The following is a 26,817-nucleotide window of genomic DNA, read 5'->3' as shown; positions in this document are numbered from 1 at the left end:
AGTTCGCTAGCTTAATCAGAAGGCAGGAGATCTCCGCAAACCTTTTCTAAATACGGTGATATATGAAGGAAATCTCGAAATTCCGTATACTCCTTCCACAGCTGAGCACGATCTCCGCTTTCCCCCTTTACCGCACGAATCAGAATATTCTTAGGTGTATGCTCCATATCAATAAACTCTAACAATTGCGTTCGATACCCCATTAAATCCAACAATTTCGCACGCACTGCATCTGTTGCCAGTGCAGAGAAGCGTTCCTTCAATATCCCATGCGACAAAAGAGGACCTAACACAGGATTCTTCACTTGTGAGAATAGTTCATGCTGACAGCAAGGTACGGATAGAATAACAGATGCATCCCAGCGAATGGCCTTTTCTAGCGCCGCATCTGTTGCCGTATCACAAGCATGAAGGGTCACTACCATATCCACTTTATCTAATTCGTTGTAGTCCACAATATCCCCAACGAGAAACTTCAAATTGCTGTACTCAAGCTTGTTAGCTAGATTATTACAATGTTCTATGACATCCGATTTTAAATCGAGTCCAACCACATTCAACGCTCTCTTTTCCTGAATAGCTAAATAATGATACAAGGCAAATGTTAAATATGATTTCCCACAACCGAAATCTAAAATCGTTAGCGGACGCCCTTCAGGCAAATTGGGAAGTACGTCCTCAACCATCTCTAGAAAGCGATTGATTTGTTTGAACTTATCGTATTTACGCGCTAACACCTTACCATGATCATTCATAATCCCAAGTTCTACAAGAAACGGAATAGGCTGTCCTTCCTCAAGTACGTACTGCTTTTTACGATTATGAGATAAATCAACTTCACTTTTGGTTGGTGACTTCGTTAAGATCGATACTTTATATTTCTTGCTGATTAAGATCTGGTAGTCAGCATCAGGGGTATAAATGCTTCCTTGACGAAAGGTCTGCTCGAGTAGTCCCTCCATAACCTGTGCCGCTTCTTCTGCAAGTACATTCTTGTGGACAACCTTATTGCTTTCATAATAAGAAAACTGATAATAAAGTTCTTTCTTTAGTTCTACTGGCTTAATCTGAACTTTCGTATATGGAATGCCCTCTTTCTTACGCAGTTGGCTCAAGGTTGCCATAATAATAGTCGAGTTATTCATAAGTTGGTGTATTAGTTTGTGTAATGATTCCAAGAGGGTACATCTCACTTTCATTGAGTTATCTTTTTACGTTACCATACCATATTGTCCTGGCTCATCCAAATGTCTTTCTTTGTTTTATTTCAGTAAGCCCTTCAACAACCTCACTCCGTGGCAGTCTCCCTTGCTCCAGTCTTTCATCGTCCTTGCCCTTAAGACGTTCATAGAATAAGAGTCCCTCCTGTGGATCTAACCCACCTTGTTCCAAGAGGCGAAATAACCCATTCTCGGCTGCGGCATAATTACCCACTTTCTCTTGGTACGCGTACAATAAAAGTTCGATTTTTAGCGGAAGCCGGTAGCCCTCAACCGCTGTAAGAGTATTCTGAATCCGATGAGGAAGATCGATTAACTCGTTGTTTGCGCCATGATGGTCTGCGACCAAAAAAAGATGTAATGCTTTCATATACCTAGTCAAACCTTCATCTATTTGCCCTTGCTCCGAGTAGATCTTTCCCTCCTCAAATAGAAGGTAAGCCACACCTTGCAGCTTATCCGATTCAACAGCGTCCCCAAAGGTACACATATTTGTAATTTCTTCCGTTGGTAATGAATTTAGCAAGCGTGAGTTCATGAAGAACCGCGTACTAAGTAGCTCATCAATTTCCCACAGAGCCTCTGTAAACTTCCTTTCTTTTTTTAAATCGAATACTTTGGCGATCATTTGGGTCATTTCATCAATCATTCTAAGAATATAATCATTACGGAACATATCGCCCCTCCTTATAAACCTTCGTATTTCCCATGACTTTTTGAACAACTCCTATAATAACCTAGTTATAGTTCACCTTATTTAAAAAAGTTATGATATGCTTAGCCAACTGATCAGGTGCTTCCATCATACTCATATGTCCCGCTCCTACAATCGTTGCTAGGGTTGCATTAGGCTGGTCTATCGTAAATGTCCGTTCAGGAGGTATAATACCATCCTTTTCTCCTGCGATAAGTAATACTGGAAGGATTGATTCAGAAAGAACATCCCTTCGATCTGGTCGTTGACGCATAGCCATAGCGACTCCAATTGCTCCGTGTGGAGGGGTTCTGTAACCGATCTCTCTAGCATCATTTAACCATTCTGGGTGCGTATTCACATGATCCGGAGCAAAAAGCGATGGGATCATATTATCGACTAGAGAAGTAATCCCTTCTGTTTGAATGGTACTTACTGCATATAATCGCTTCTCCTTAGCCTCTTCACTGTCAGGATATGCTGTAGAGTGAATGAGTCCAAAGCCGTTCAGACGAGACTCATAACGTTCAGCAAACGAAAGTGTAATATATCCTCCTAGCGAGTGACCCAAGAGTACCACTTTGGGTAGTTCCAATTTATCCATCAAAGCAACAACATCATCCGCCATTTGCTCAATCGTATACGCCCCCATTGGAGCATCTGAACGTCCATGACCTCGCAGATCCGGTACAATACAGCGATAATAATCTGATAACAACGGTATCACTTTATCCCAATATTCCGAACTTCCACAAAATCCATGGAGTAGTACTAGAGGTTCTCCCTGACCCTGCTCCCTATAACAAATTGTATTTCCATTACATAATGCCTTCTCCATAACTAACCCTTCTTTCTGTATATTTCCTTAATCGCTATTAAACCAAGAACTCATTCTTAAACAGATATAACTTTTTGAGAAATGGTGATGAGTAGGTATACATGATACAATACAGGAAGCATATTCTTATTAAGAGAGGATGGTTCTATCATATGGATTTATCAAAAAAAACACCAGAAAACATCGGATTTATGATTGAAGAGATTAAAACAAAGTTACGAATGGCAAGTGGAGCAGCAATGCAAGCTTCCGGGTTCTCAGTAGAACAATACGAGGATATTCATGATGTTTACGACCTAGTCATGAGAAAGAATAACCTAAGTATCTCGGAAGTTGAAGCTCTTGTATCTGAACTCGGACGGTTACGCCGTCAATTGTAATGATACGCATATTATTAAATATTCTCCTATCTCTGTCCACTTATGAAGTGGATCAGGGATTAGGAGAATATGGCCTTTATGGTATATCCACCAGAATGAATTCTGATTACCCTTCACTACCATTTCCTTTAATATGCAAATCACAGGATTTATGAATTCTTGCTGCATCCCCTGGTTCTAAATGAAAGGTTCTGTTGCTGATGGATTAAACTCAGAATGGCTTACACCCGTCCCAGCACTTATCACCTGAACAGCACCCGCTTCAATTAAATGGATATTCCCTATGAATCCACCCTTTTTCCGAATTATGGCGTTCTGCTGAAGTTACTATTTTAATCATTACCTACACCTCCGTTTTTTGCATTAGTTGATCCTCTAATGTTTAGATAACTATTACATACCCGCCACCATGATACTTCAATCATCCCTATGATCATCCAATGCGTCTCTTCCTATAAATATATTCATTTTACTGTCTAAGTATAGGTTCGTTATTTTATGAATCATGTTTCATCTTTCCTTCTTTAGTTTAAATACTAACTAAGCGAGACAGTAACACCATAACATTAAATACGAGGAGTGAATTAAGATGAATCAAGAAGAAAAAGACTGTCCAGTTCAAAGCAGTAGCACGTTCTTAAAAGGAGTATTAATTGGTGGATTAATTGGTGCGGCAGCAGCATTATTATTTGCCCCTAAGCCAGGTAACGAACTACGTGAAGACTTAACTGACAAACTATCTCTTGTAACAGACAAAACAAAGGAGGTTGCCTCCGTTGTGGGTGATAAGGCGTCCGAGTTCGCTAAGAATGTCTCTACTAAGTCTACTGATGTAACTAAAAGTGTTGTTGAAGGTACGCAAAGCATTGTAGAAACTGTACGAAGTTCAGCCGCCGATGTATCAGAAGATGAAGCGGCTATATAATCCTTCTTATTGAACATCCTTTCGAGCTCAGGCATGAAGTTAAACATCTTTAATTACGATTGGACCAAAAAGGACACGCCCCTTATTCCTCTTAAAAGAATATGGTCGTGTCCTGACGAAGGTGAATTTAATTGCGATCGTATATCGTTGCTTCATTCGTCCACCCTCATAGTGATGAGTGAGACATAATTTCTTTTAGCCTCTCCGTTGCTTTCTTCTGAATTCTCGATACACTCATTTGCGAAACCCCTAATTTCTGAGCAATAGAGCGTTGTGATTCACCGTCCTGAAATGCAAGTAACAATACATCTCGTTCCTGCTCCTTAAGATGACTAAGGGCTTGTTGTAGATCCATTTTTTTCTCAAGTAAATCGTAATCATTTACGTCAGAACTTAATATTTCACCTAAGGTTACCCCAGTCTCTTCCTGTGAGAGTGGGGCATCCAATGAAACATAATGATAGCATTCTCTCCCTGCTAACACTTCAATGGTCTCCTCATCTGTGAGTTCCAAATATTCAGCAATTTCTCGAACATTAGGGGATCTTTCGAACTGTACAGTTAATTCATCAATAGCCTGCTGAACCAGTACACCCTTTTCCTTAATTCTTCGTGGCACTTGGATATACCATGATTTATCTCGTAAATAGTTCTTCATATGTCCAATCATACTCTTCATAGCATACGGCTCAAATGGAATTCCCAAACTAATGTCATATTGTCTAAATAGGCGAATCAAAGCCATCTGCCCTACTTGGAATAAATCTTCATATAAGTCAGGACGATTAAGAGAGATTTTACCTGAAGCCATCTTCACCATCGGTTTATATTTCTTGATAAGCACGGTCGCTATTTCATTATCTTGTGTCTGTTGATATTCCCAGATCAGACTTATTGCTTCGTTCATGGACTCGGGGGGAGTCACATTCTCACTCATACAGCTTCCTCACTTCTCAAAATACGTTTAGTAAGGATAACCTGGGTACCCTTCCCCTCACGGTTTTCTACACTGACATCATCCATAAGCGCCTGCATTAGATAAAAACCAAGACCCCCAATTTGAACGTCATCAAGTTCTTTATCATGCAACGTCTTACCTTCAGTTTGTGCGGCTATATTCTCAAATTTCTCCCCATCATCCTTGACAATAATAGATAAAATATCGCCATTTATTTCAAAGGTTACTTCTACAATCCCGCCTTCCTGTCCATAGGCATGCAGAACAGAATTATTACAAGCTTCGGACACAGCTACCTTCATGTCTTCAATTTCCTCATAGGAAAATCCTATCTTTGAGGCAATTCCATACAAATTCAATCTTACAATATCCACATACTCAGCAGTAGCTGGTAACGTTATTACCACTTTCTGAACTTCACCATTCATTTGTATTTCGATCCTTTCCAATTAGGAATTCTCTTTTTAATTCAAAGATTTGGTTCAATGATTTGGTTCAATGATTTGGTTCAAAAAATTTAGAACTCATACTATATCTTACCTTTAGAATAGACGATTTGGTAGTTTATCTTCTGCTTGAATATAAACTACGCCATAATGGGCTCGTATGAGAGCTCAGCCAAGTCTGATCCATCTGAGCCTGTAAATAGCTTCTTTCAATTTCTTGCTTTTCCTCTAGGTTCTCTGCCTTCAGTTGATAGTAACGAAATAACAAAGTTACTTAGATCGTTTAACAAGTCATTTCATTCTCGTCTGACCATTCGTCATAGTTATTTACATACTCACTTACTATATACTAAAACTGAGATTGATTTTAGAGGAAACCTTTTTGTCTATGATGAATGAAGCACCATCATACTTAGATTGACAATCCGTCTTTGTAGTTATGTATCTGCTGCTTCGCTGATTCCCCATTTAAACACAGATAAGGAGTGGGTAGTATTCCCACTCCTTATCTGTGTTTAAAGTGCATATACATTATCAATAACAACGTCTATGTTGTCTAATTTACCTTCAACGAAATTTCCGCCATACTTCGGCTGCAACATCAACATACTTCACCCAACTTGGATCTTTGGAATCCTTAGTCCCATTTACTGATGCATTAGATTGAATTGTCTGTTGTTCTGCGGTATTGAGTGGTATATCCGATGGTTTAGAAGACTTTGTCTTGGGCTTTTTAATTTTATCCATCACCGTACTGGATAGTTGCTTCGCTGCAAATGTAACCTCACTTAATACTTCACCGAGATTGTGAACAGATTCCATCACCGGATCAATTTGCTTCATCTTCAACTGTAAGTCTGTTGTAATATCATTAGCCTGTCTGACCGTTTGTTTTACTTCATAACCCAATTCTTCAATGGTCTTCTGAACTTCTTGTAGAGTCTGAGTTGTTTTCTCCAATGAGTTTGTAGCTGCCTTTAATGTTTTGATAAGAAATACAACAAGTACAGCAAATGCAACAGCTATAATCAGTACACTCATTTCGATCATAGGGATATATCTCCTTCTGTATTTATATTGTTTGATACTGGTAATTACCCAAACCGCAAATAGGCGAAACAGGATGCGACGAGCACAACAATCGCAGTAACAATTCTCTTAATCCTTATGAAGCAAATAAGCAAAATATCCTACGCTAAACAAATAATGAAGAAAGATAAGAGCCATGCTGCCAGTTTTAAATTCAATGTGATCCACTTCTACAAGATCAGGGATATGTTCTTTTAGAGAAATAGAGATTGGTTATTTATTTCCCCGCTTGTTAATTCAATTTGAGGTTCATAATTCCTCCTTCTCATCCATAAATTTATTTTTAGTAAAGGCCTTGAACACCTTCCCCCTTGTGGGGATAATGGAAAACGATTAGAATGAATACACAAGCCCAAAGGGAGGATATTACATGAGCGATAATACCGAAGTAAAAAAAGTCAGTCTGGCTGATGCCATTCGAAAAAAACTTGAACAGAAGAAACAGCAAGCTTCCTCAGGCCAACAAGGAGTCTTTCAGGCGGGTTCTGCCAAAACATTAAAAAATCAGAACAATAAAAAGGCACCTAACCAACGTCGTCGTACGGGTGGCTCATAACTCTCCCGCTATAAATAGACATAATGTGGAATTAGATGACTCCTTAACTCATAAGGAGTCATCTTTTTTCAATAGCAATACATACACAATCGAGTTAAGTTATATTTGGACGTCTCCCCAAGCTTTAAGAGGTCTTCTCAGGAAGGTGAGCCGGAATTATGATTTGTACTGTCGACCCCATACCTGGCCTACTTCCAATCGTGACTCCATACTGTGAACCAAAGTGAAGCTGAATCCGGCTATTCACATTGCGGATACCATAACCCGTGTTCAATCCCTCAACAGGATCAAATATTTCTTTTATTAATTTCGGTGACATCCCAATCCCATCATCAATAATTTTAAATATAATATTATTGCCTTCCTTCTTCCCCACAATCCGAATATGAATCGCATCCCCAAACCATGCATGCTCAAATGCATTCTCTATAAATGGCTGTAATATTAATTTAATGGTTATATATTTAATAATCTCAGGATCAATATCATAGTAGATGGACACCGAGTCCCCAAACTTGGTGGTCTGTATGTCAACGTAAGCCTGCGCTTGTTCTAATTCACTACGAACAGGAATGACGGTCCGTCCCTCATTCAGTGAAAGCCGATAAAACTTAGCCAGATCTAGAACCATACGCTGTAACTTGTCAATCTGACCGAATTTAGCTAACCTGCTAATCGAGGAAAGTGTATTATACAGGAAATGCGGATTGATCTGCGCTTGGAGTGACTCCAACTCGGCCTCCCTTTTCTCAATTTGTGTCACATACACTTGTTCGATTAACTGATCAATATTATGGCCCATTTCATTAAGGGCAAGAGCAATTTGCGAGAATTCATCTTTGCCCTTATAACCCATACGCTTATGTAAATCACCTTCTCGAAACGCGTTGAGCACCGATACAATTTTGGTCACTCTAATAGAGAAGTAGCGTGAGACAAACATCCCTGCAATAGTAAACACAATCAAGCACAGGAAGCAAATCAGCATAATGAACAAACGTACTTTCGCCGAATCCCTCTCCATGATGGTCATGGGAACGTATGCTACCAACTCCCATGACGGTCCCCTCATCGTTTCCTTAATACTCATATACCCCTTGTCCTCAATCGTCTCATATGAGAAGTCACTCGATAGTGTACCTGACTGATACATCACTTTCCCATTCTCATCCTTAATGGCCAAGACGCTCCCCTCGCCAATCTTGCGATAATCAAGCGATTGGAAAAGTTCCTCGATGCTGACACTGAGTCTCATAAAGCCAATTTCTTTCAAACTCAAAGGAGTTACGCTATCTACTAGTCGGCGAAGTAGTGAAATGCGATTGAAGTCATTATCGCGCTCCACCTGTTCCCATAACATCGTTCCCCCATACTCCTCCTTCGGAAAATTGCGATACCACGACTTGTCCTTGATCCGCTTTAAATGATATAAATTATAGTTGCGTTCTAGCTTATCTGGAGTTTCTTTGTTAAATGAACCCATATACACTTCCGGAAGACTATCGTTAGCCAAAAATAAGTACATCGCTATATTGACACCTGTTGCATCGATCGCAATATCAAACTTTGGCATAATGATCTTCGTCGTCCGTTCATAGCTTTCCCAGCCCTCATCATAGTTGCGAAGCTGCGTAATTAAAGAATAATCCTGGTACAACAACGATGATACTCTTTCTACATCCCCCATCTTGTATTCGATATTGTCCCTGATTTGTAATAAAGTTCCCTGGATATTGCTACTAGTCTGCTTTCGAATAGAATCCTGATACAGAGTATGTGAGAAAAAGCCAATGGCGATAACGGGTATAATAACAAATACAAGATAAGTAAGCATTAATTTGTATCCGAAAGGAATATACTTCGGCTTCTTCTGCTGAATTGGTATTCGCATCTCATGTCCTCCGTAGTTATTCTCTTTTGCGGAAATCCATTGGGGTCATACCAAAAGCTTCTTTAAATTGTTTGCTGAAATAAGGAATATATCGATATCCTACCTTATTAGCAACTTCATATATTTTCACAGTCGGAACTTTAAGCATCTCACGAGCCCGTTCCATTCTCATACCCGTCAGTATTTCACTAAAGCTTTTACCAACCTCTTCTTTAAATAAATGTCCTAGATAATTAGGAGAAAATAAAAATTGCTGAGCAATAACTTTTAAAGTAATGTTCTCGTGCATTCGTTCCGTTAAAACACTCATAATTTCACGAATTAACTTGCTATTCTTTGAATTTTCCCTGTGCCGCATCTTCTCAGAAATTTCAAACACTTTACGAACAAGCCATGAACGGATATTGTCCATAACCTCAAATTTCAACACGATATCAAGACTATGGAGCTCCAGCCCCAACATTTCGAATAAATCCTCATCCAAGGTATGTAAATATTGATCCAGCTTAAATATAATATACGTTGCCAGATTATACATGGTAAATCTAGAGCGGAACGTTGATACGGTTTGAAATAAATTCTCAATCTCATCATGAATACCTACTAGATCATAGTCAGACATCGCTTTAAACAATGCATCCAAACGAATATCTAGTGTTCTAGCATCACTTAACTCTGGTGCCCGGCTGACGTCCTCATAGTTAATTAAATTACCTTTCCCAAAAAAAATTGTACCATCCAAGGCTTCAAGAGCCTGCTTATATGAATTCGGGAGCTGTGAAACATCATCAACTGATTCTCCAAGCCCAATCGTCACAGAAAAGGATAATTTAGAGGTCACTTCTTCAAATAATTGATGGAGACTATCATTTATCGCTTGGCCTTGCATCACAACTGCTGCACGTTGTCTCGATAGCCTGAAGCAATGTCCACCTTCTTGACCAAGAATCACTTCACTTATTTCTTGCAACAGCATTTCAAGCTTCTGCCCTGTGACAGATTGTGCCGCGCCCAACGGCAGCTCTTCCAGACCACCCATTTCCAACACAGCTACACGAAGCGGTCCCGTAAGCTTATCCAAACCATAGGATACGGCGATCTTTGCCATACCATCAGGTCGTTCCCAAGTCATCTCCCCTTGAAGCAAACGAACCAAAAGATCATTCTTCGCCATCGGCTTCATTTGAATATATTGTTCTTCCTCTTCCTTGCGTCTCTCCTCTGTTTCAAGGTCCTGCACAATTTGTTGTAGCGATGAAATGAGCTCATCATCGTCCATAGGCTTCAGTACGTAACTGCATGCCTTCATAGACAACGCTTGTTTAACATAATGGAAGTCCTGATAACCGCTTACAAATACAACTCGCATATCCGGTTTTTTATCAATAGCGATCCTTGCAAGCTCCAACCCAGACATATTAGGCATATTCACATCGGTAACAAGGATATCGACAGACTGCTTCTCCATGAGTTCACAAGCTGCAAATCCATTGTTTACAGCTCCCACTACTACCAGTCCCAATTCAGACCAAGGAATAAACTGCTTCATTCCTTCTAAATCAAGATGCTCGTCATCAGCCAATAACACTTTATACATGATTTCATATCCCCCTAAAAGGCTTATCACGTTCTAAAACTAAGTATACCTGCTCTGGTATTATTTAGAACGACAAGTTTCCAAACTTTTTATATCTAAAGAGGGGACCCAGAACAAGGGCCCCCTCTTTAGAAAAAATCTACTTATTACTGACCTTTAATTTTAGCTTGATTCTCATGCCATCTTGTTCCATAGTAATTAAGTACTTTTTGGAATCCAACATTCATTGAATCATCATGTGCTTTATCAAGTATAGCTAACGCTTCTTCGTCTGTCTTCGCATACAACGTCTGTGCTCTTACTTTCAGCCAGATATCTTTGGCACTTTGGAAAGCTATACCTTCTTCACTTTCTGGAAGTGGGAATAAGTTGATGTATTCTGTTGCATCTCCTTGCGTTTTCCACGTAATTTCAAACTGCCAGTAAGTTGACCAGTTACGTTCATTTTCTTCTAATGTAGCTTCGAATTTACCTTTAATATCATCAACAAACACTGTATTACCTACCCACATTAATGGGTCCATTTTAGTCTGGTATTCAGCTAAATCATTCTTTTCCGTTCTATACTTGTCTGTGAATTTCGGAGTTATACCATCAGCTTCCACTCCATCCCAGAATCCACCTTCAAGTCCCCACATTTGTAAAGACATTCCTTCATTTCCTGTCCACCAATCCAAGAAAGCGAATACTGCTTCTGGATCTTTAGCGCTTTTCGTAATAACGGCTGCGTTCCATCCAAGTTTATTATACGTACCTGGATAAATCTTGTTCTTATCTAGACCAGCCTTGTGGATTGGCCAAACCATAAAGTAACCTGCTTCAGGATCTTCATTCGTCAGTACAGAATGCGCTTCCATCGCAAAAGTAGTCGGGTTACTAGAAGCATATACTGCCACGCTTCCGTTGTTAAGTTTCTCTTGAACTTGATCACGCGTTTGCGTCATCGCATCTTGCGTCATCAACTTCTCACGGAACAACTTCGCCGCATAAACAACGGACTCTCTGAAACTTTCATCTTTATAAATAGATACCATCTTATCACCATCTGGTACTGCAAAATATCTTGTGAAGCTAAAGTTATCTTCTTTGAAAGCCGAGTAAATCTGATCGATACCTTGTCCTTCTTTTGCTAAGTCACTCTCAAATGGAATGATCTTCGGATATTTCTCTTTAACTAATTTTAAATATGCATACAGATCATCTGTCGTTTCTAATTTCGGTGAACCTAACTCATTGTAAATCTTCTTATTTACAACCCAACCGGCATTTCCGTTTGGACGGTTCGTGTACCAGTTAGGGAATTGATAAATCTTTCCATCCGGTGAACGTAGCATGTCAAGCGCCATCGGATCTAGCCATTTCTTCAAATTGGGATATTTGTCGATGTAGTCATCAAATGGTACGAGCATACCCGCTTCACGCAAACGTTCCACATCGGATCCACGCTCACCCCAAATGATATCTGGAAGTTCGCCGGAAGCAATCATCGTGTTCAGCTTCTGAACGGCATTCCCTCCGTTTGGAATTTCTGTAATAGTAACCTTCTTTTCATTTTGAACCCAAGCCGTTACTTCGTCATTTCCCCACTTAGGCATTGTGTACCAGTCATAGTTACCGTACAACGTAATTTCTAGTGGTTCTGTTCCTAATTCATACACCTTAGCTTGAGGTTCCTCCACTTTGGTCTCTGGCTGGTTGCTCGCTTTGTTCGTTTCCTTAGGTGCTTGAGCATTTCCACCATTACCGGAACATCCGATAATTAAAGACAAGACCATTGCGACTGACAAGACGCTACCAAACAACTTTCCTCTTTTCATCATCCTCTTCATATCCCCTTTCAATGTTATTATTTATGTTTAAAGCGCATGGCTCCAAACGATAATTCAATCAATTCTCATCGTAGCCGTACTTATGACTGCTACTCCTTCAGAGAACCGACAAGCACCCCTTTAACGAAATACTTTTGTACGAAAGGGTATACCATAACAATTGGCAGCGTAGCTACCATCATTGTCGCCATAGATAAAGACTTACTCGTAATCGTCCTAGCCTTCTGCATATGTGCTAGTGCTGCCGCATCCATACCGGACGTCTGTTCAGATACGATATTAGACGCTAAGATCTGCTTCAAGATCGTTTGAATCGGCATTAATTCATCTTTAGAAATGTAGATACTGGCTAGGAACCATTCATTCCAATGCGACACGGCTGTAAATAGCGCCAATGTAGCAATGACGGGACCCGACAACGGTAATACGATTCGAAATAATGTTCCCCAGTTCCCGCATCCATCCATCTTTGCGGATTCTTCAAGTCCAGATGGTAATCCCTGAAAGAAGGTACGAAATATAATCATGTTCCATACACCGATAAGCGAAGGAATAATGAATATCCAGAATGAGTTCATCAATCCAAGATTACGCATCAACAGGAACGATGGAATAAGACCGCCTGAGAAATACATTGTGATGATACATAGAATCATATAATATTTACGGCCTACCAATTCTTTCTTTGACATGCCATAAGAGAAAATAGCTGTTGCTAATATAGCCGTTAAAGTACCAACTACTGTACGTAAAACAGATATGAAAAAACCTTGCATTAAACGTTCATCCTTAAAGACGATGGCATAGTTCTCCAACGTAAACTCTCTTGGCCAGAGTGTGATACCACCTTGTGCGGTATCTAACCCCTGATTGAATGAAACCACCAGCGAATTCAGGAATGGATAAAGTGTTGAAATCGCCAACAAAGTGAGAAATGTATATATGAAGATAACCATCAGACGATCGCCTATACTGTCACGCATCCACATGCACCCCTTTTACTTGTGTCATATTTACCATAAGCTGTTGCCAGATCTCTTAGCTACAAAGTTAGCGATCGTGAGAAGACCTACACTAATAATAGCTTTGAACAAGCCGACGGCAGTAGCATAGGAATACCGGTAATTGTTGATCCCGATACGTATGACATAAGTATCAATGACATCTGATACATCTCTAAGAGCCGGATTGGATGCTAGAACGAGAATGTCTTCAAACCCAGCACTCAACAGGTTCCCAATGGCTAGAATCATGAAGATTGAAACAACAGGCACAATGGATGGAAGCGTTATCAAATATATTTGTTTAAAACGACTTGCTCCGTCTATTGAAGCTGCTTCATATGTACTAGGGTCAATCCCCGCAATGGCTGCCAGATAAACGATAGAACCAAATCCTATTTCTTTCCATACGTTTGTTGTAATTAGAATCGTTTTGAAATATTCTGGCATCGATAGAAAGTTAATTGGTTCTTTAATTAGATTAAGCTTTTCTAGTAGTATATTGATACTACCGTTATCCGTAGCAAGCATGGATCCTACCAGTCCGCCCAAGATAACCCAGGACATAAAGTGTGGCAAGTAAGTAATCGTCTGCACAATTCGTTTGAATTTCGCTTTCCGAACTTCGTTAAGCATTAAAGCTAGAATGATCGGTGCAGGAAATCCAATACAGAACTTAAGTAAACTAATCACTATCGTGTTCTTCATAACCAACACAAAATCTGGTGAATTAAAGAAGTAGATAAAATGTTTGAACCCTACAAAAGGACTACTAGAGAAGCTGCTGCCTATTTTATAATCCTGAAACGCAATCATAACTCCGTACATGGGAACATAACTGAAGAGTATAATCAGAGCAAGAGCTGGAAGAACCATCAATTGTAAGTCAATCTGTCTAAAAAATGTACTAACTATATTTCTCTTTCTGGGTGGCCGTAAAGGTGGGTTCGATTCCACCACTTTATTTACGGAAATCTGTGCCATGTCATATCCTCCTCCGTGTTTTCCGACTACAGTAATCTTACAAAAGTACACTTTCTTTTACTATCTGACAGATCAACTAAATATGATACTAATCAACAACACTGATCGGCGCCCTTAGTTAAAGATTTCATATAGTGAGGATGTTTACGTTTCCTATGCCAGTGATACATTGTATCTCTAACAGGTAGGAGCTACAATACAACACCAATAATCGCCTTCACCATTCACTATTAGGTACATTAAATACATCTAAATTCAAGCCAATCCCTCTGAAGCTAACTTTAGTTGCATGGAGTACATCTAGATTACTAGAATCCTCACTTTTCACCGTTATCGCCATTTTTAACTGTAGTTTTACAACTAATTTCTCCATTACCTACTTTTACATCTAATTAAATGCAGTTTATGCATCTATTCTTGTCTCACCTTTACTACCTTCATCACGAAGCATTGTTCGTCACTCTAACATCGCCACTCTCTGCAAAAATAGATAAATCTTTAGATATCATAAAGGTTAGAGTAGACAGTCCTCCAAATAACTTATACTTTCTTATATTATTAAAAAAGGCGACTTATCATTCAGATTTGAATGATAAGTCGCCTTTATCAATTTAAATTAAAATCACAAGCTTTCAGTGCCCACATAGATAATCAAAGTTCCTCTTGACTATTCTTCTACTGGATACATCTGACTACGTAGTGCTTTTATTTCTTCACTTTCCAAATATTCATCATAGCTCATTGAGCGATCGATAATTCCAGTTGGTGTAATCTCTATGATCCGATTCGCAATCGTTTGTATGAACTGATGGTCATGGGATGTGAACAGGATCGTTCCATCAAAATCAGTAAGTCCATTGTTGAGTGCTGTAATGGATTCCAAGTCCAAGTGGTTCGTTGGTTCATCGAATATAAGAACGTTAGCACCATTTAACATCATCTTAGCTAACATACAACGCACTTTCTCTCCACCCGAGAGGACGCTTGCTTTCTTCAAAGCCTCTTCCCCGGCAAACAACATACGTCCCAAAAATCCACGTAGAAACGTTTCATCTTGATCAGCAGAATACTGACGTAGCCAATCTACCAAATTCATATCAATGCCATCGAAATAACGTGAGTTGTCTATAGGGAAATAGGCTTGCGTTGTCGTAATTCCCCATGTGTATTCACCAGAATCCGCAGGTTGTTCATTCATCAGAATGTCAAACAGCATTGATTTAGGAAAACTGTTCGGACCAACCAGTGCAATCTTATCTCCCTTGTTGACTACAAAATTCACATTATCAAGCACTAATTCTTCATTAACTGATTTGCTTAGGCCTTCAACTGTAAGAAGTTGCTTACCTGCCTCACGTTCTGGTTTGAAATGTAAGAACGGGTATTTACGGCTAGATGGACGAATATCATCTAATGTAATTTTCTCAAGCTGTTTCTTACGTGAAGTTGCCTGTTTAGACTTCGAGGCATTCGCTGAGAAGCGTTGAATAAACGCTTGTAGTTCTTTCACCTTTTCTTCTTTCTTCTTGTTCGAGTCCCGTGACAAACGTAATGCAAGCTGGCTTGATTCGTACCAGAAGTCATAGTTACCTACGTACATCTGAATTTTACCGAAATCAATATCCGCTATATGCGTACATACTTTATTCAAGAAGTGACGGTCATGGGATACTACGATAACAGTACCTTCATAATCCATCAAGAAGTTCTCTAGCCAGCCGATCGATTCAAGATCCAAATGGTTGGTAGGCTCATCGAGTAGCAAGTTATTTGGACGACCAAACAATGCTTGCGCCAACAATACGCGAACCTTCTCGTTACCACTGAGTTCAATCATCTTCTTATCGTGAAGTTCACGTGGAATACCAAGACCGATTAAGAGTGCTCCCGCATCTGGTTCTGCATCCCAACCGTTCAGCTCTGCGAATTCGCCTTCTAACTCACCAGCACGAAGGCCATCCTCTTCCGAGAAGTCAGATTTAGCATATAAAGCATCCTTCTCTTTCATTATTTCGTACAGACGAATATGCCCCATAATAACAACCTCGAGGACAGGGAATTCATCATATTCATAATGGTTCTGCTTGAGTACTGCCATACGTTCTCCTGGTGTCATATGAACATCACCAGAGTTCGCTTCAATCTCTCCTGATAAAATCTTCAAAAATGTGGACTTACCAGCACCGTTCGCTCCAATAAGACCATAACAATTACCTGGTGTGAATTTTATGTTTACATCTTCAAAAAGTGCGCGCTTTCCATAACGAAGAGTCACGCCGCTTGTACTGATCATGAAATAATCCATTCCCTTCAAATTTAGCTATTTACATTATAGCACAAATGTGTTGCCTAATCTAAGCCTAATCCAGACCCTCTATTTTTTATTAAGGAGAAAATGAGGTAGACTATAATAGATATAGAAAGGATGTGCTTATTTTGAAAATAACCTTTATAGAACCAACTCCAAGTCCCAATACGATGAAGCTCCATTTGGATGAAACTATAGAGACGGGGTTACGAAAAACATATACGCTGGATAATGAACGCTCTGCCCCAGCATGGATACGGGAAATGCTCCATATCCCAGGTGTCAAAAGCGTATTCCACACCACTGATTTCGCTGCACTTGAACGTAAAGGTAACGCTGATTGGTCAACTATCTTAGGCGAGCTACAAGAACGACTTGGACAGGATGGTCCAACTACGACATGGTCAGAAGTTGATACCGAATCGGGACAACACTACGGTGATGCTGAAGTTCTTGTACAATATTTCCGTGGTATTCCTATGCAGATTCGTGTAAAGGCTGCCGGTCGTGAAGAACGGATTGCGCTTTCCGAGAGATTCACTCAGGCGGTAACGGCTGTTGCTATAGCAACGATGATTAAGGAACGTAAGCTTTCTGATTATGGTGTTCGTTATGGTGAATTAGAGGATATTGCACGTGAAGTAGAGCAAGAACTTGAGGCAGCTTATCCTCCCGAACGTCTTGAAAAAGTCATTCAGCAGGCTATTGCACATGGAGCTAGTGACGAAGAATTCATGGAAAAACGTATAGAACTAAGTAATCAAGAGCTTGAAGAAGCTCTTCAGAACAGTGATTGGCGTATTCGTTATGCAGCACTTGACGGGATGACACCTTCAGATGAACGAATTCATTTCATTAGAACTGTACTTCAAGATGCTAAAGTTGCTATTCGTCGCCTTGCGATCATCTACCTTGGTGATCTTGCCTCTCCCGAAGCAATGGAGCTATTATACGTTGCCCTTAAGGATAAATCCGCAGCTATTCGTCGTGCTGCCGGTGACACATTATCCGACATCGGAGATGCTAATGCCACTCCAGCAATGACGGAATCACTGAAGGATAGTAGCAAAATTGTTCGTTGGCGTGCAGCTCGTTTCCTATATGAAGTAGGAACTGAATCAGCGCGTACAGCTCTAGAGGCAGCAGTGGATGATCCAGAATTCGAAGTCAGTCTACAAGCGAGAATGGCTCTTGAACGGATCGAGTCTGGTGAAGAAGCAGCTGGGACAATATGGCAACAGATGGCCAAACGAACTCGTTCATAAAAACTAGCAGGCCAAGGATAACCTTGACCTGCTAGTTAGTTTGCATCCGTCCTTCACCCTCGTACTTATCTCCAAGTAATATACACCCTTAGATCACCCGTATCTTCAAAGGGACTATGTAGATAGGAGATCCCCTTAATATCTAACGAATATAAGTATTGAAGCTCATCAATCAATGCAGCCTCACTACCTTGAAAGCGAAATAATAGTGAATGGTTACCTTGTTGTATCATTTCCTTTGCCTTAGCTATCAATTGCTCCGTTGAGGTTACAATCTCACTTTTCTCATATAACTGATATTGAAGATCCTTTTCTAGTTTTTTATAAAAGGACAACTTACTTCCACCCTGTTTAACGACTGCCGACAACGTTTCCCTGTATAATATTTCTGCCGCTGGATAAGGTTTGGTCCAACTGTGGTCCTTACGCATTTGCTTATCATTACGTAAATAATATCCTGTACCTACAATATTCTTCTGGTCAGGTACAGGATCATCCCAAGTCGTATCCATATGATACCAATTACCCGATACTAACACCAAATTCCACGCATGCAACTGGCTTTTTTTACTTCCTTCAGGTGTTGCAGTACCCTCAACAATTCTATTCTGGATTCCCGCTTCCTTCAACATTTTATAGGTCAATAGCGAGTATCCCTGACAAACTGTACTCCCGGTACTTAGACCATCATAGGCGGTATATTTCTGCAATGTCGTATCGTATTTCAAATGGGTAACAATCCAGTCATGGATTACTTTCACTTTCTCATGATCATTCATACCAGGAATAATAATCTCCTTCAGCACATTCTTCACTGTACTCTCTACATATGCCGTTTCCTGAGCTGTCTCACGATAACTCAATTTCACACTTACATCTGCTGCATTAGAGTTACCCCGGTATGAGTAACCATAACTTGCAATCGTATAATTAATATAAGGATCGCTCTCCATCGCCTGATCCAACGCCTGTTTCAATTGTGTCTTTAGGGAACTCGTCTTACCTTTATATGTAAACTTCACATCCACTTGATGTCCATTCATTGCTGTTAGTAGAACTTGTTGAATATCACTTACCGATCTCACGACCGTCGATTTAGAAGCCGCATATGCTAGTTCAAAGTCAACAGTTGACGGAACAGCTACAGCCATCAGGGTGCCTATGATCAGTGCTTTAACAAGCCGTTTGCCGACTATTCTCATGAATACCCTGCCCTTCTGTACTTATTTCACACACACATATTGTAACATAATATGCTAACTAGAACGTCATGAGTACCATCCAATGATATATATGCTTTATATAGTTGAACATTCCACTTTAACTATGCTAATTCTCGTTCCTTGCACCATAGCAAAAAGCGCCGTTGTTCTCCTGTATACAAGAGAACAACGGCGCTTCTATCAATATAGGTGTTGTAATTACTGACGAAATGCAGCTAATTTATCATTCAAATCACGAGTTTGTCCGTAAACTTCTTGGTAAAGACTGAATAATTTCTCATATACAGCCACCGTTTCTGGATTCGGTACATATGACTTAGCAGTCCGCAAGAAATGAGATGCACATTCTTGAAGAGATGGGAACCAACCGCTTCCGTAAGCAGCTAACATAGCTGCTCCCATAGCAGGTCCTTGCTCACTCTCTAACTTCAGAATCGTCGCATTGAAGATGTCCGCCTGCATTTGTAGCCAATTCTCATTCTTCGTTCCCCCACCGATCGAGATCACTTCAGATATCGTCTTCCCAGACGCACGTAGAATATCAATAGATTCCTTCAATGAGAACGTAATTCCCTCCATCACAGAGCGTGCGAAATGCGCACGTTTATGTCCTGCGTCCATTCCGATAAAGCTACCACGAATGTTCGCATCTGGATGCGGTGTACGTTCACCAACGATATATGGCGTGAAGAGCAAACCACCACTACCTGCTGGAATACTGTCAATTCCCTCAAGCATTTGATCGAAAGTAAGATCTGCTGCGAATGTTTCTTTGAACCACTGCAGACTATAACCAGCAGCCAAAGTAACACCCATAATGTAGAATGCATCTTTCTCTCCGTGGTTAAAGAAGTGAACTTTCCCTTCGAAATCCAAATTCTTACGTTCTTCATAAGAAAGGATAACTCCGGATGTACCGATGCTACACATCGTTTGACCTTCACTTAGAATACCTGCTCCAATGGCACCACAAGCATTATCCGCTCCACCTGCAAACACTTTGGTTTCTGGGAGTAATCCAGACTTCTCAGCAATCTCAGGAAGTAATGTGCCCACCAGATCGAAGGATTCAACTAACCGAGGACAAATGGATACAGGCAGGTCGAATGCAGTTGCAATCTCCTCGCTCCACTTCTTACCAGCTACATCAAGTAATAAAGTTCCTGCGGCATCAGAGTAATCCATAGCATAGTCACCTGTTAAACGGAATCTTACATAGTCTTTAGGTAGTAGGAATAATGCTGCTTTCTTAAGAACTTCTGGTTCATGCTCTTGCACCCACAAAATTTTAGGTAAGGTGAATCCTTCTAATGCCCGATTGCGTGCAATTTGCAGAAGATCAGCACCTAATACCTTCTCAATCTTACGACACTGTGGAGTTGTACGTGTATCATTCCATAGAATAGCATTACGAAGCACTTGTCCAGCATCATCAACTAATACTAACCCATGCATCTGACCTGAGAAGCTTAGTCCTTCCACTTCCGACGGCTTCACACCCGATTCCTTCATCATTCTATGAAGAGAAATCAGAGTCTTGTCTACCCATTCTTCAGGATCTTGCTCACTATAACCAGGCTTTGGTTGAAGTAACGGATACGCTTCCGAAACTTCGTAGACCACACGACCTTCGCGATCTACAAGTACTGTCTTCACAGCACTTGTACCCAGATCAACCCCAATAACATAACTCATAATACCCCTCCTATATGAAAATTAGTGGATGAACAATAAAAGAAGACCGCCGCCTTCCCATGGGAAAGGAGCGGCGGCCCTTAGAACTATTTTTTATGCGTAGATATATTGGTTCAATGTTGCTTTCAGGTGTTCTTGACGTCCTGAAACGTTCTTACGAGGATTCTCATTGTTAAGAGCATACTCAGCAAGTGATGATAAAGTAGCTTTACCAGACACAACATCTGCACCGACACCTTCGCTAAAGCTGCTATAACGAGTCTCAATAACGTTCTCGAATACGCGATCTTCGATCAACTTAGCGGCAACTCTCAATCCCTTAGCATAAGTATCCATACCTGCAATATGAGATAGGAACAAGTCTTCTGGCTCGAAGGAAGCACGACGTACTTTAGCATCAAAGTTTACGCCACCACGACCAATTCCGCCATTCTTAAGAACTTCATACATTGTAAGTGTTGCATCGTAGATATCTGTAGGGAATTCATCTGTATCCCATCCAAGAAGCATATCTCCTTGGTTAGCATCCAATGAACCCAACATACCGTTAATACGAGCTACACGAATTTCATGATCAAATGTATGCCCAGCTAGTGTCGCATGGTTAGCTTCAAGGTTTAGTTTGAAGTGCTTATCCAAGCCATACTTTTGCAAGAATGCAATAGAAGTAGCTGCATCATAGTCATATTGGTGTTTCGTAGGCTCTTTCGGTTTAGGCTCGATTAGGAATTGAGCATCAAATCCAATTTCCTTAGCATAATTTACAGCCATGTGGAACATACGAGCTAAGTTGTCTTGTTCCAATTGCATATCCGTGTTAAGAAGAGTTTCGTAACCTTCACGGCCGCCCCAGAACACATAGTTCTCAGCGCCTAGACGTTTACCAACTTCAAGACCCTTCTTAATTTGTGCTGCCGCATGTGCGTAAACATCAGCGTTGTTCGTTGATGCTGCACCATGCATGAAACGAGGATTCGTGAACATATTTGCTGTATTCCAGAGCAATTTCTTGCCGGTTGCTTTCATTTGATCTTCAATCAATCCAACGATAACATCAATGTTACTTTGGAATTCACGAAGGTTGTTTCCTTCTGGAGCGATATCAATATCATGGAAACAGAAGAATGGTAGGCTCATTTTATCCATAAATTCAAATCCCGCTTCAACGCGAGCTTTAGCAAGATCCATACCCGTATATTTATCCCACGAACGAACAGCAGTGTTAGCACCGAACGGATCGGAACCTCCCGCAGTCAATGTATGCCAATATGCCATACCGAAACGGAAATGCTCTTCCATCGTTTTACCAGCAATCACTTCTTCTGGGTTATAATTTTTAAATGCAAAAGGATTAGTAGAATCGTTTCCTTCGTAAGCAATTTTTCCAACTTGATCAAAATAGGCCATGAATAATGTCCTCCTCATATTTGAACTAATATTGTAATACCGCTATCCTATCATATCTGTTATACTTTGTCTATCGGATAAACTAAGTCTTGTTTTTCAATTGTTTTCTGCAAAGGATGTGTACTTTTCACATGAAAATCACTGGTGATCAAACGCTGGTTAAAAAAATAAATATGTCTATCGTACTCGATACAATCCGCCGATATGGACCACTGTCGCGCATTCGGGTATCTGAAATGACAGGTCTCAACAAAGCCACTGTTTCCAATCTTGTACTTGAAATGCTTGATAACTATCTCCTTGAGGAAATTGGGCCCGGCAAATCTAGTGGTGGACGTAAGCCAACTATGCTTGTCTTTCATCGAACTGCCGGACATGCCATTGGTATAGAGCTTAGCGTCACTCATTTAACGGGCATATTAACTGATCTAGAAGATCAAATCATCGCTGAGTATAGCATACGATTACTTCATCGAGATTTTCCTTTTGTCCTAGAAGAAATGAATAAGGCTATTCGCTCACTTATGTTGCAAGCTCCCTCGTCTCCACATGGTATTGTTGGCATTGGCGTTGGTGTACCAGGTATGGTCGATGAATGCGGAACTATACTATTTGCACCCAATCTAAGTTGGGAGAAGATCCCGTTAAAAGCGATCCTTGAAGAAACATTCAGTATCCCAGTCACGATAGATAATGAAGCTAATGCAGGTGCCGAAGGTGAACTTCATTATGGAGCTGGCATCGATGTTCGTCATCTCATCTACATCAGTGCGGGTATGGGGATTGGCTCAGGCATTATCATCGATGGAGAACTTTACAAAGGTGCTCGAGGCTATGCTGGAGAGACCGGTCACATGACTATTGAATCTGATGGCCGTAAATGCTCTTGCGGGAACCGAGGTTGTTGGGAATTATATGCTTCTGAGATCGCTTATGATGATCAATCGAGGCATTTACCTGCCCGTTCAACTCGTGAGCTTATTCCATATGCTCTTCGACAAGAAGCGGACATTGTTAATTTATACACTGAGATTGGACACTATCTCGGAATTGGAATTACCAATATAGTCAATAGCTTCAATCCGGAACTTATCATTATTGGTGGTCCTCTTGCCGATGCTAAGGATTGGCTAGAAACATCATTACAGAATGTTGTTGCAGAACGTACTTTACCTTACCATCGAAATCAATTACAGATTCAATTCTCCGCACTGGGTAGTCGTTCAGCCATGCTTGGAGCATCATATGCTGCAGTGTCCTTATTCCTTGGTCACGTTCGAGTGTCATTGTAAGAGGAAATTCAAAAAATTAACTTTTTGAACTCGTACTACAACTTTTAAATTCGTCGCATTTTCGCCTTTTTTTATACCCCCGTTGGACGTAGGTTTCGCTATAATAGAAATAACGATTGTGATGTTTGTCATATTATTATAGAAATGAGGGGGAGCCTCCTTGACCTACGTTGATACTTCCAACATCTCGGCACAAATGTTCATTACTGTATTACTATTTCTACTCGTGATTGCACCATTATTCAGCCTAGCTATTTTGCGTTTTTTCGAAGGTAAACGTAAAACCGGTTTCATGCTTATCCTTTCAGGTATAACGACGTATGTCGTATTCCAAATCATCATGTGGATATTCTTCTAACACCAAAAAGACTTCACCCTCCTCTAGATAGAAGGTGAAGCCTTCTTTAAGTTATAGTACGTGATCAAAGGATGACTTTTTGAACTTCCTCTTACCGATTAAGCTTCTGGGTTCAATGCATTATTGAACTGAGTTGTATTCATACCCACAATCTGATGCTCACCAATGATTGTTACAGATCATTTCAGCAGTCGTAATCCATTCAGAATAACTAATATAGTGCTACCTTCATGCCCTATTACACCGAACGGAAGAGCGATCTCCCCGAGGAAGTTGCTTATAATTAATAACAGGATAACACTAATTGCGAATACCATATTCTGTTTAATTATCCTTTGCGCACGTCGTGCTAACTTGATGGTACTAGCAATCTCCTCGATATTATCGTTCATTAGAACAACATCCGCGACTTCTAAAGCTGTTCCGCTTCCGTTCATTCCCATACCTATTCCCACTGTTGCCGTAGCTAGCGCCGGCGCGTCATTTACCCCATCACCCACCATAACCACATGCCCAAATTTCTCTCTTAATTGTTTAATATGAGTTACCTTTGCCTCAGGTTGGAGGTCTGCATAAACAAAGTCCACACCGATTTGTTTGCCAATCACTTGTGCTGTATCCTCATGATCACCTGTAAGCATCGCAACCTGAACACCTAGAGCGTGCAATGACTTTACAGCAAGTACTGCCTTAGGACGAATCGTATCCTGAAAAGCAACCAAACCAACGACACGAGTACCATGCATAATAACTGAGACAGTCTTCCCTTGATTCATCAGGTTACTTCTGTGTTCCAGCCACATAGGTTCAATGGTAACCGTATCTAGCATGTTACTCTTTCCTATCTTCCACTGACTTCCTTCCACTTCAGCTGACATCCCCCATCCTGTGATGGATTGAACGGCTTCAACTTCTTTTAATGTTAAGTCCTTAATTTCTTCTTTCGCTTTGAGTAAAATAGCCTTTGCTAGTGGATGCTCTGATAACTGCTCTACAGAAGCACATATTGTGAGGAGCTCATGACGGTCATACGCTTCATCAACAATAAAATCTGTCACCTGCGGTGTACCAAGCGTAAGTGTGCCCGTCTTATCAAATGCAACTACGGACGTCAACGCCAAGTTCTCCACATGGGCCCCACCTTTAAATAGAATCCCTTTGCGCGCACGATTCGAAATGGCTGACAGCATCGCTGGCATAATAGACGAGACCAGCGCACATGGAGATGCAACGACTAGAAATACCATAGCTTTATAGAAGGAATTCCCCCAAGTCCATCCTAATACTAATGGTGAAATAACAATCACAGCCAAGGTTACCACGACCACTACGCGCGCATAGATCGATTCAAAGCGCTTAATGAAACGTTGAGAATGCGGCACTTCACTTTCCGCTTCTTCAACTAATTTAATTATTTTGGCAAATACCGTAGATTCAGCTGATTGTGTCACCTCAACATAAAGTACACCTTCCCCGTTAATCGTACCAGCGAATACGTCATCCCCTGCTGTTTTATCCACCGGAATCGGCTCTCCTGTTATAGAGGCTTGATTAACGGCCGAATAGCCACGTTCAACACAACCATCTGCCGGAATCAATTCACCTGGCTTAACGAGAAAGAGGTCCCCAATCTGAAGCTGATCAATGGCCACCTTCGTCATTTCTCCAATCTCAATACGCACCGCAGTCTCCGGCTTCAATGCTAATAATGATGAGATATCTTTCTTGCTTCGCTCCATCGTATAATTCTCTAACGCCCCACTGAAGGCGAATATAAAGATCAACAATGCCCCTTCATTCCAATATCCGATTGCTGCAGCACCCATAGCTGCAGCAATCATCAGAAGATTCACATCAAGATCGCGTTCTTCTATTAACGTCTTGATTCCTTCCTTAGCTGTGATCCACCCACCTAGCGCATAAGCTATGACATATATGAGTATGGATAGGTATTCATAGGATTGCCCCACTGACCAAGCTATAAGTGTAAGCACCCCACTCCCTAGCGCTGCAAGCATCTCTTTATTGCTAAGCATGCTCTGGAGATCGAATCTCCCTTTCCTATGAGGATTTGGATTATTTCCTTTGTTCTTAGTTTGAGCTAAGTCCATTCTTGATGAAGCTCTTTGAGTATTTTCCATTATGACTCACCTTCCCTATTGATAATGAATTGCATTATTACTTCCCTAAAAATGACACATGCTGCTCCGGATTATCCGGAGCAGCATGGTAAATGAGAATGAGAATCATTTCTTGTGCGTATGCAATTATTTTTACCTAACGCAACTTTATAAGTGTATTATATCCCTTCGTTAAGAACAAGTAAACAACAAAGCTCACATTTGGGCACACAAAAAAAAAGCGCTCAAAACTAAAACTAACGCTTGAAGGCGAACGCCCACGCCCACGCTTCTCCATGACAATTCCATCACCTGCGCTGATTTTAGTGTTGAGCTAAGAACAACCCCAATAATCGCCTTCACCATTCACTATTAGGTACATTAAGTACATTAAGTACATCTAAATTCAACCCAATCCCTCTGAAGCTAACTTTAGGTGCATGGAGTACATCTAATTTACTGGAAACTCTACTTTTCAGCATTTTCGCCATTTTTAACTGTAGTTTTGACAACTATTTCTCCCTTCCCCTACTTTTCCCGCTAATTAAATGCATCGAGTACATCTAAATTCAACACAATCCCTCTGAAGCTAACTTTAGGTGCATGGAGTACATCTAAATTCAACCCAATCCCTCTGAAGCTAACTTTAGGTGCATGGAGTACATCTAATTTACTGGAAACTCTACTTTTCAGCGTTTTCGCCATTTTTAACTGTAGTTTTGACAACTAATTCTCCTTTCC

26 protein-coding genes are annotated in these 26,817 nt (G+C 40.6%); 6 read left to right on the top strand and 20 right to left on the bottom strand.

Features of this window, described 5'->3' with window-relative positions; translation table 11 throughout:
- Positions 1–11: 11 nt before the first annotated feature.
- The 3 genes from AC1TO8_RS19485 to AC1TO8_RS19475 form a co-directional block, all read right to left on the bottom strand.
- Positions 12–1,178 carry a class I SAM-dependent methyltransferase gene (locus AC1TO8_RS19485; RefSeq protein ID WP_482057286.1) on the bottom strand — a complete coding sequence of 389 codons (1,167 nt, stop codon included), beginning with the start codon at positions 1,176–1,178 and terminating at the stop codon, positions 12–14.
- 61 nt (positions 1,179–1,239) lie between these two features.
- Entirely contained in the window at positions 1,240–1,896 is a 657-nt protein-coding gene (locus tag AC1TO8_RS19480; protein WP_482057285.1) for a DUF6483 family protein, read from the bottom strand.
- A gap of 61 nt (positions 1,897–1,957) precedes the next feature.
- Positions 1,958–2,752, bottom strand: a complete 795-nt coding sequence (locus AC1TO8_RS19475; protein ID WP_482057284.1) for an alpha/beta fold hydrolase — start codon at positions 2,750–2,752, stop codon at positions 1,958–1,960.
- 152 nt (positions 2,753–2,904) lie between these two features.
- On the opposite strand from AC1TO8_RS19475, the gene AC1TO8_RS19470 reads away from it, so the two are divergent.
- Entirely contained in the window at positions 2,905–3,132 is a 228-nt protein-coding gene (locus AC1TO8_RS19470; RefSeq protein ID WP_482057283.1) for a DUF1128 domain-containing protein, read from the top strand.
- Positions 3,133–3,309: 177 nt separating this feature from the next.
- Here AC1TO8_RS19470 and AC1TO8_RS19465 read toward each other — a convergent pair whose 3' ends face one another.
- A complete protein-coding gene (locus AC1TO8_RS19465) occupies positions 3,310–3,408 on the bottom strand; it encodes a pirin family protein (protein ID WP_482057310.1) in 99 nt (32 codons plus the stop codon).
- A gap of 313 nt (positions 3,409–3,721) precedes the next feature.
- On the opposite strand from AC1TO8_RS19465, the gene AC1TO8_RS19460 reads away from it, so the two are divergent.
- The gene (locus tag AC1TO8_RS19460) at positions 3,722–4,057 is read left to right on the top strand and encodes a YtxH domain-containing protein (RefSeq protein WP_482057282.1); all 336 of its coding nucleotides are present in this window, start codon (positions 3,722–3,724) and stop codon (positions 4,055–4,057) included.
- Positions 4,058–4,223: 166 nt separating this feature from the next.
- Here the strand turns inward: AC1TO8_RS19460 and AC1TO8_RS19455 are convergent, their stop codons facing one another.
- The 3 genes from AC1TO8_RS19455 to AC1TO8_RS19445 all read right to left on the bottom strand — a co-directional run bounded on the left by AC1TO8_RS19455 (position 4,224) and on the right by AC1TO8_RS19445 (position 6,511).
- The gene (locus AC1TO8_RS19455) at positions 4,224–4,994 is read right to left on the bottom strand and encodes a sigma-70 family RNA polymerase sigma factor (RefSeq protein WP_482057281.1); all 771 of its coding nucleotides are present in this window, start codon (positions 4,992–4,994) and stop codon (positions 4,224–4,226) included.
- Positions 4,991–5,443 carry an anti-sigma B factor RsbW gene (gene rsbW / locus AC1TO8_RS19450; RefSeq protein WP_482057309.1) on the bottom strand — a complete coding sequence of 151 codons (453 nt, stop codon included), beginning with the start codon at positions 5,441–5,443 and terminating at the stop codon, positions 4,991–4,993. The genes AC1TO8_RS19455 and rsbW overlap by 4 nt, the downstream gene beginning before the upstream one ends.
- A 585-nt stretch (positions 5,444–6,028) precedes the next feature.
- Positions 6,029–6,511, bottom strand: coding sequence for a DUF948 domain-containing protein (locus AC1TO8_RS19445; RefSeq protein WP_482057280.1), 483 nt, complete (start codon positions 6,509–6,511; stop codon positions 6,029–6,031).
- A 409-nt stretch (positions 6,512–6,920) separates the two neighbouring features.
- Between AC1TO8_RS19445 and AC1TO8_RS19440 the strand changes: the two genes are divergently transcribed.
- Positions 6,921–7,106: a hypothetical protein gene (locus tag AC1TO8_RS19440; RefSeq protein WP_482057279.1), complete on the top strand. Its 186-nt coding sequence runs from the start codon at positions 6,921–6,923 to the stop codon at positions 7,104–7,106.
- A gap of 124 nt (positions 7,107–7,230) precedes the next feature.
- On the opposite strand, the gene AC1TO8_RS19435 is transcribed toward AC1TO8_RS19440, so the two are convergent.
- The 7 genes from AC1TO8_RS19435 to AC1TO8_RS19405 all read right to left on the bottom strand — a co-directional run bounded on the left by AC1TO8_RS19435 (position 7,231) and on the right by AC1TO8_RS19405 (position 16,701).
- Entirely contained in the window at positions 7,231–8,997 is a 1,767-nt protein-coding gene (locus tag AC1TO8_RS19435; protein WP_482057278.1) for a sensor histidine kinase, read from the bottom strand.
- Positions 8,998–9,013: 16 nt separating this feature from the next.
- Positions 9,014–10,594, bottom strand: coding sequence for a response regulator (locus AC1TO8_RS19430; protein WP_482057277.1), 1,581 nt, complete (start codon positions 10,592–10,594; stop codon positions 9,014–9,016).
- A gap of 146 nt (positions 10,595–10,740) precedes the next feature.
- Positions 10,741–12,414 (bottom strand): extracellular solute-binding protein, encoded by a 1,674-nt coding sequence (locus AC1TO8_RS19425; protein WP_482057276.1) that lies wholly within the window; start codon positions 12,412–12,414, stop codon positions 10,741–10,743.
- A gap of 98 nt (positions 12,415–12,512) precedes the next feature.
- Positions 12,513–13,406: a carbohydrate ABC transporter permease gene (locus tag AC1TO8_RS19420; RefSeq protein ID WP_482057275.1), complete on the bottom strand. Its 894-nt coding sequence runs from the start codon at positions 13,404–13,406 to the stop codon at positions 12,513–12,515.
- A gap of 30 nt (positions 13,407–13,436) precedes the next feature.
- Positions 13,437–14,408, bottom strand: a complete 972-nt coding sequence (locus tag AC1TO8_RS19415; protein ID WP_482057274.1) for an ABC transporter permease — start codon at positions 14,406–14,408, stop codon at positions 13,437–13,439.
- 217 nt (positions 14,409–14,625) lie between these two features.
- Positions 14,626–14,781, bottom strand: a complete 156-nt coding sequence (locus AC1TO8_RS19410; RefSeq protein WP_482057273.1) for a hypothetical protein — start codon at positions 14,779–14,781, stop codon at positions 14,626–14,628.
- A 294-nt stretch (positions 14,782–15,075) separates the two neighbouring features.
- Positions 15,076–16,701: an ABC-F family ATP-binding cassette domain-containing protein gene (locus AC1TO8_RS19405; RefSeq protein WP_482057272.1), complete on the bottom strand. Its 1,626-nt coding sequence runs from the start codon at positions 16,699–16,701 to the stop codon at positions 15,076–15,078.
- Positions 16,702–16,844: 143 nt separating this feature from the next.
- On the opposite strand from AC1TO8_RS19405, the gene AC1TO8_RS19400 reads away from it, so the two are divergent.
- A complete protein-coding gene (locus AC1TO8_RS19400) occupies positions 16,845–17,981 on the top strand; it encodes a virulence factor (protein ID WP_482057308.1) in 1,137 nt (378 codons plus the stop codon).
- Between the two features lie 65 nt (positions 17,982–18,046).
- Here AC1TO8_RS19400 and AC1TO8_RS19395 read toward each other — a convergent pair whose 3' ends face one another.
- The 3 genes from AC1TO8_RS19395 to xylA form a co-directional block, all read right to left on the bottom strand.
- Positions 18,047–19,183, bottom strand: a complete 1,137-nt coding sequence (locus AC1TO8_RS19395) for a transglutaminase domain-containing protein (RefSeq protein ID WP_482057271.1) — start codon at positions 19,181–19,183, stop codon at positions 18,047–18,049.
- A gap of 219 nt (positions 19,184–19,402) precedes the next feature.
- A complete protein-coding gene (gene xylB / locus AC1TO8_RS19390) occupies positions 19,403–20,899 on the bottom strand; it encodes a xylulokinase (protein ID WP_482057270.1) in 1,497 nt (498 codons plus the stop codon).
- Between the two features lie 93 nt (positions 20,900–20,992).
- Positions 20,993–22,306, bottom strand: coding sequence for a xylose isomerase (gene xylA, locus AC1TO8_RS19385; RefSeq protein ID WP_482057269.1), 1,314 nt, complete (start codon positions 22,304–22,306; stop codon positions 20,993–20,995).
- A 131-nt stretch (positions 22,307–22,437) separates the two neighbouring features.
- Between xylA and AC1TO8_RS19380 the strand changes: the two genes are divergently transcribed.
- Positions 22,438–23,598: an ROK family protein gene (locus tag AC1TO8_RS19380; RefSeq protein ID WP_482057268.1), complete on the top strand. Its 1,161-nt coding sequence runs from the start codon at positions 22,438–22,440 to the stop codon at positions 23,596–23,598.
- A gap of 160 nt (positions 23,599–23,758) precedes the next feature.
- Positions 23,759–23,956 carry a hypothetical protein gene (locus AC1TO8_RS19375; RefSeq protein ID WP_482057267.1) on the top strand — a complete coding sequence of 66 codons (198 nt, stop codon included), beginning with the start codon at positions 23,759–23,761 and terminating at the stop codon, positions 23,954–23,956.
- 179 nt (positions 23,957–24,135) lie between these two features.
- Here the strand turns inward: AC1TO8_RS19375 and AC1TO8_RS19370 are convergent, their stop codons facing one another.
- From AC1TO8_RS19370 to AC1TO8_RS19360, 3 genes are all read right to left on the bottom strand, one after another.
- Positions 24,136–26,097 carry a heavy metal translocating P-type ATPase gene (locus AC1TO8_RS19370; protein ID WP_482057266.1) on the bottom strand — a complete coding sequence of 654 codons (1,962 nt, stop codon included), beginning with the start codon at positions 26,095–26,097 and terminating at the stop codon, positions 24,136–24,138.
- Positions 26,098–26,435: 338 nt separating this feature from the next.
- The gene (locus AC1TO8_RS19365; protein WP_482057265.1) at positions 26,436–26,567 is read right to left on the bottom strand and encodes a hypothetical protein; all 132 of its coding nucleotides are present in this window, start codon (positions 26,565–26,567) and stop codon (positions 26,436–26,438) included.
- A gap of 49 nt (positions 26,568–26,616) precedes the next feature.
- Positions 26,617–26,781 (bottom strand): hypothetical protein, encoded by a 165-nt coding sequence (locus AC1TO8_RS19360; protein WP_482057264.1) that lies wholly within the window; start codon positions 26,779–26,781, stop codon positions 26,617–26,619.
- Positions 26,782–26,817 lie beyond the last annotated feature (36 nt).

The sequence above is a fragment of the Paenibacillus sp. Y859 genome, assembly GCF_056786405.1.
This window is presented reverse-complemented; position numbering and strand designations above follow the sequence as displayed.

Excerpts from the sequence above, each read along its gene's own strand:
- AC1TO8_RS19480 (WP_482057285.1), bottom strand. The coding sequence starts at position 1,896 with ATGTTCCGTAATGATTATATTCTTAGAATGATTGATGAAATGACCCAA.
- AC1TO8_RS19475 (WP_482057284.1), bottom strand. The coding sequence starts at position 2,752 with ATGGAGAAGGCATTATGTAATGGAAATACAATTTGTTATAGGGAGCAG.
- AC1TO8_RS19470 (WP_482057283.1), top strand. The coding sequence starts at position 2,905 with ATGGATTTATCAAAAAAAACACCAGAAAACATCGGATTTATGATTGAA.
- AC1TO8_RS19460 (WP_482057282.1), top strand. The coding sequence starts at position 3,722 with ATGAATCAAGAAGAAAAAGACTGTCCAGTTCAAAGCAGTAGCACGTTC.
- AC1TO8_RS19455 (WP_482057281.1), bottom strand. The coding sequence starts at position 4,994 with ATGAGTGAGAATGTGACTCCCCCCGAGTCCATGAACGAAGCAATAAGT.
- rsbW (WP_482057309.1), bottom strand. The coding sequence starts at position 5,443 with ATGAATGGTGAAGTTCAGAAAGTGGTAATAACGTTACCAGCTACTGCT.
- AC1TO8_RS19445 (WP_482057280.1), bottom strand. The coding sequence starts at position 6,511 with ATGATCGAAATGAGTGTACTGATTATAGCTGTTGCATTTGCTGTACTT.
- AC1TO8_RS19440 (WP_482057279.1), top strand. The coding sequence starts at position 6,921 with ATGAGCGATAATACCGAAGTAAAAAAAGTCAGTCTGGCTGATGCCATT.
- AC1TO8_RS19435 (WP_482057278.1), bottom strand. The coding sequence starts at position 8,997 with ATGCGAATACCAATTCAGCAGAAGAAGCCGAAGTATATTCCTTTCGGA.
- AC1TO8_RS19430 (WP_482057277.1), bottom strand. The coding sequence starts at position 10,594 with ATGTATAAAGTGTTATTGGCTGATGACGAGCATCTTGATTTAGAAGGA.
- AC1TO8_RS19425 (WP_482057276.1), bottom strand. The coding sequence starts at position 12,414 with ATGATGAAAAGAGGAAAGTTGTTTGGTAGCGTCTTGTCAGTCGCAATG.
- AC1TO8_RS19420 (WP_482057275.1), bottom strand. The coding sequence starts at position 13,406 with ATGCGTGACAGTATAGGCGATCGTCTGATGGTTATCTTCATATATACA.
- AC1TO8_RS19415 (WP_482057274.1), bottom strand. The coding sequence starts at position 14,408 with ATGGCACAGATTTCCGTAAATAAAGTGGTGGAATCGAACCCACCTTTA.
- AC1TO8_RS19410 (WP_482057273.1), bottom strand. The coding sequence starts at position 14,781 with ATGGAGAAATTAGTTGTAAAACTACAGTTAAAAATGGCGATAACGGTG.
- AC1TO8_RS19405 (WP_482057272.1), bottom strand. The coding sequence starts at position 16,701 with ATGATCAGTACAAGCGGCGTGACTCTTCGTTATGGAAAGCGCGCACTT.
- AC1TO8_RS19395 (WP_482057271.1), bottom strand. The coding sequence starts at position 19,183 with ATGAGAATAGTCGGCAAACGGCTTGTTAAAGCACTGATCATAGGCACC.
- xylB (WP_482057270.1), bottom strand. The coding sequence starts at position 20,899 with ATGAGTTATGTTATTGGGGTTGATCTGGGTACAAGTGCTGTGAAGACA.
- xylA (WP_482057269.1), bottom strand. The coding sequence starts at position 22,306 with ATGGCCTATTTTGATCAAGTTGGAAAAATTGCTTACGAAGGAAACGAT.
- AC1TO8_RS19380 (WP_482057268.1), top strand. The coding sequence starts at position 22,438 with ATGAAAATCACTGGTGATCAAACGCTGGTTAAAAAAATAAATATGTCT.
- AC1TO8_RS19370 (WP_482057266.1), bottom strand. The coding sequence starts at position 26,097 with ATGGAAAATACTCAAAGAGCTTCATCAAGAATGGACTTAGCTCAAACT.
- AC1TO8_RS19365 (WP_482057265.1), bottom strand. The coding sequence starts at position 26,567 with ATGGCGAAAATGCTGAAAAGTAGAGTTTCCAGTAAATTAGATGTACTC.
- AC1TO8_RS19360 (WP_482057264.1), bottom strand. The coding sequence starts at position 26,781 with ATGGCGAAAACGCTGAAAAGTAGAGTTTCCAGTAAATTAGATGTACTC.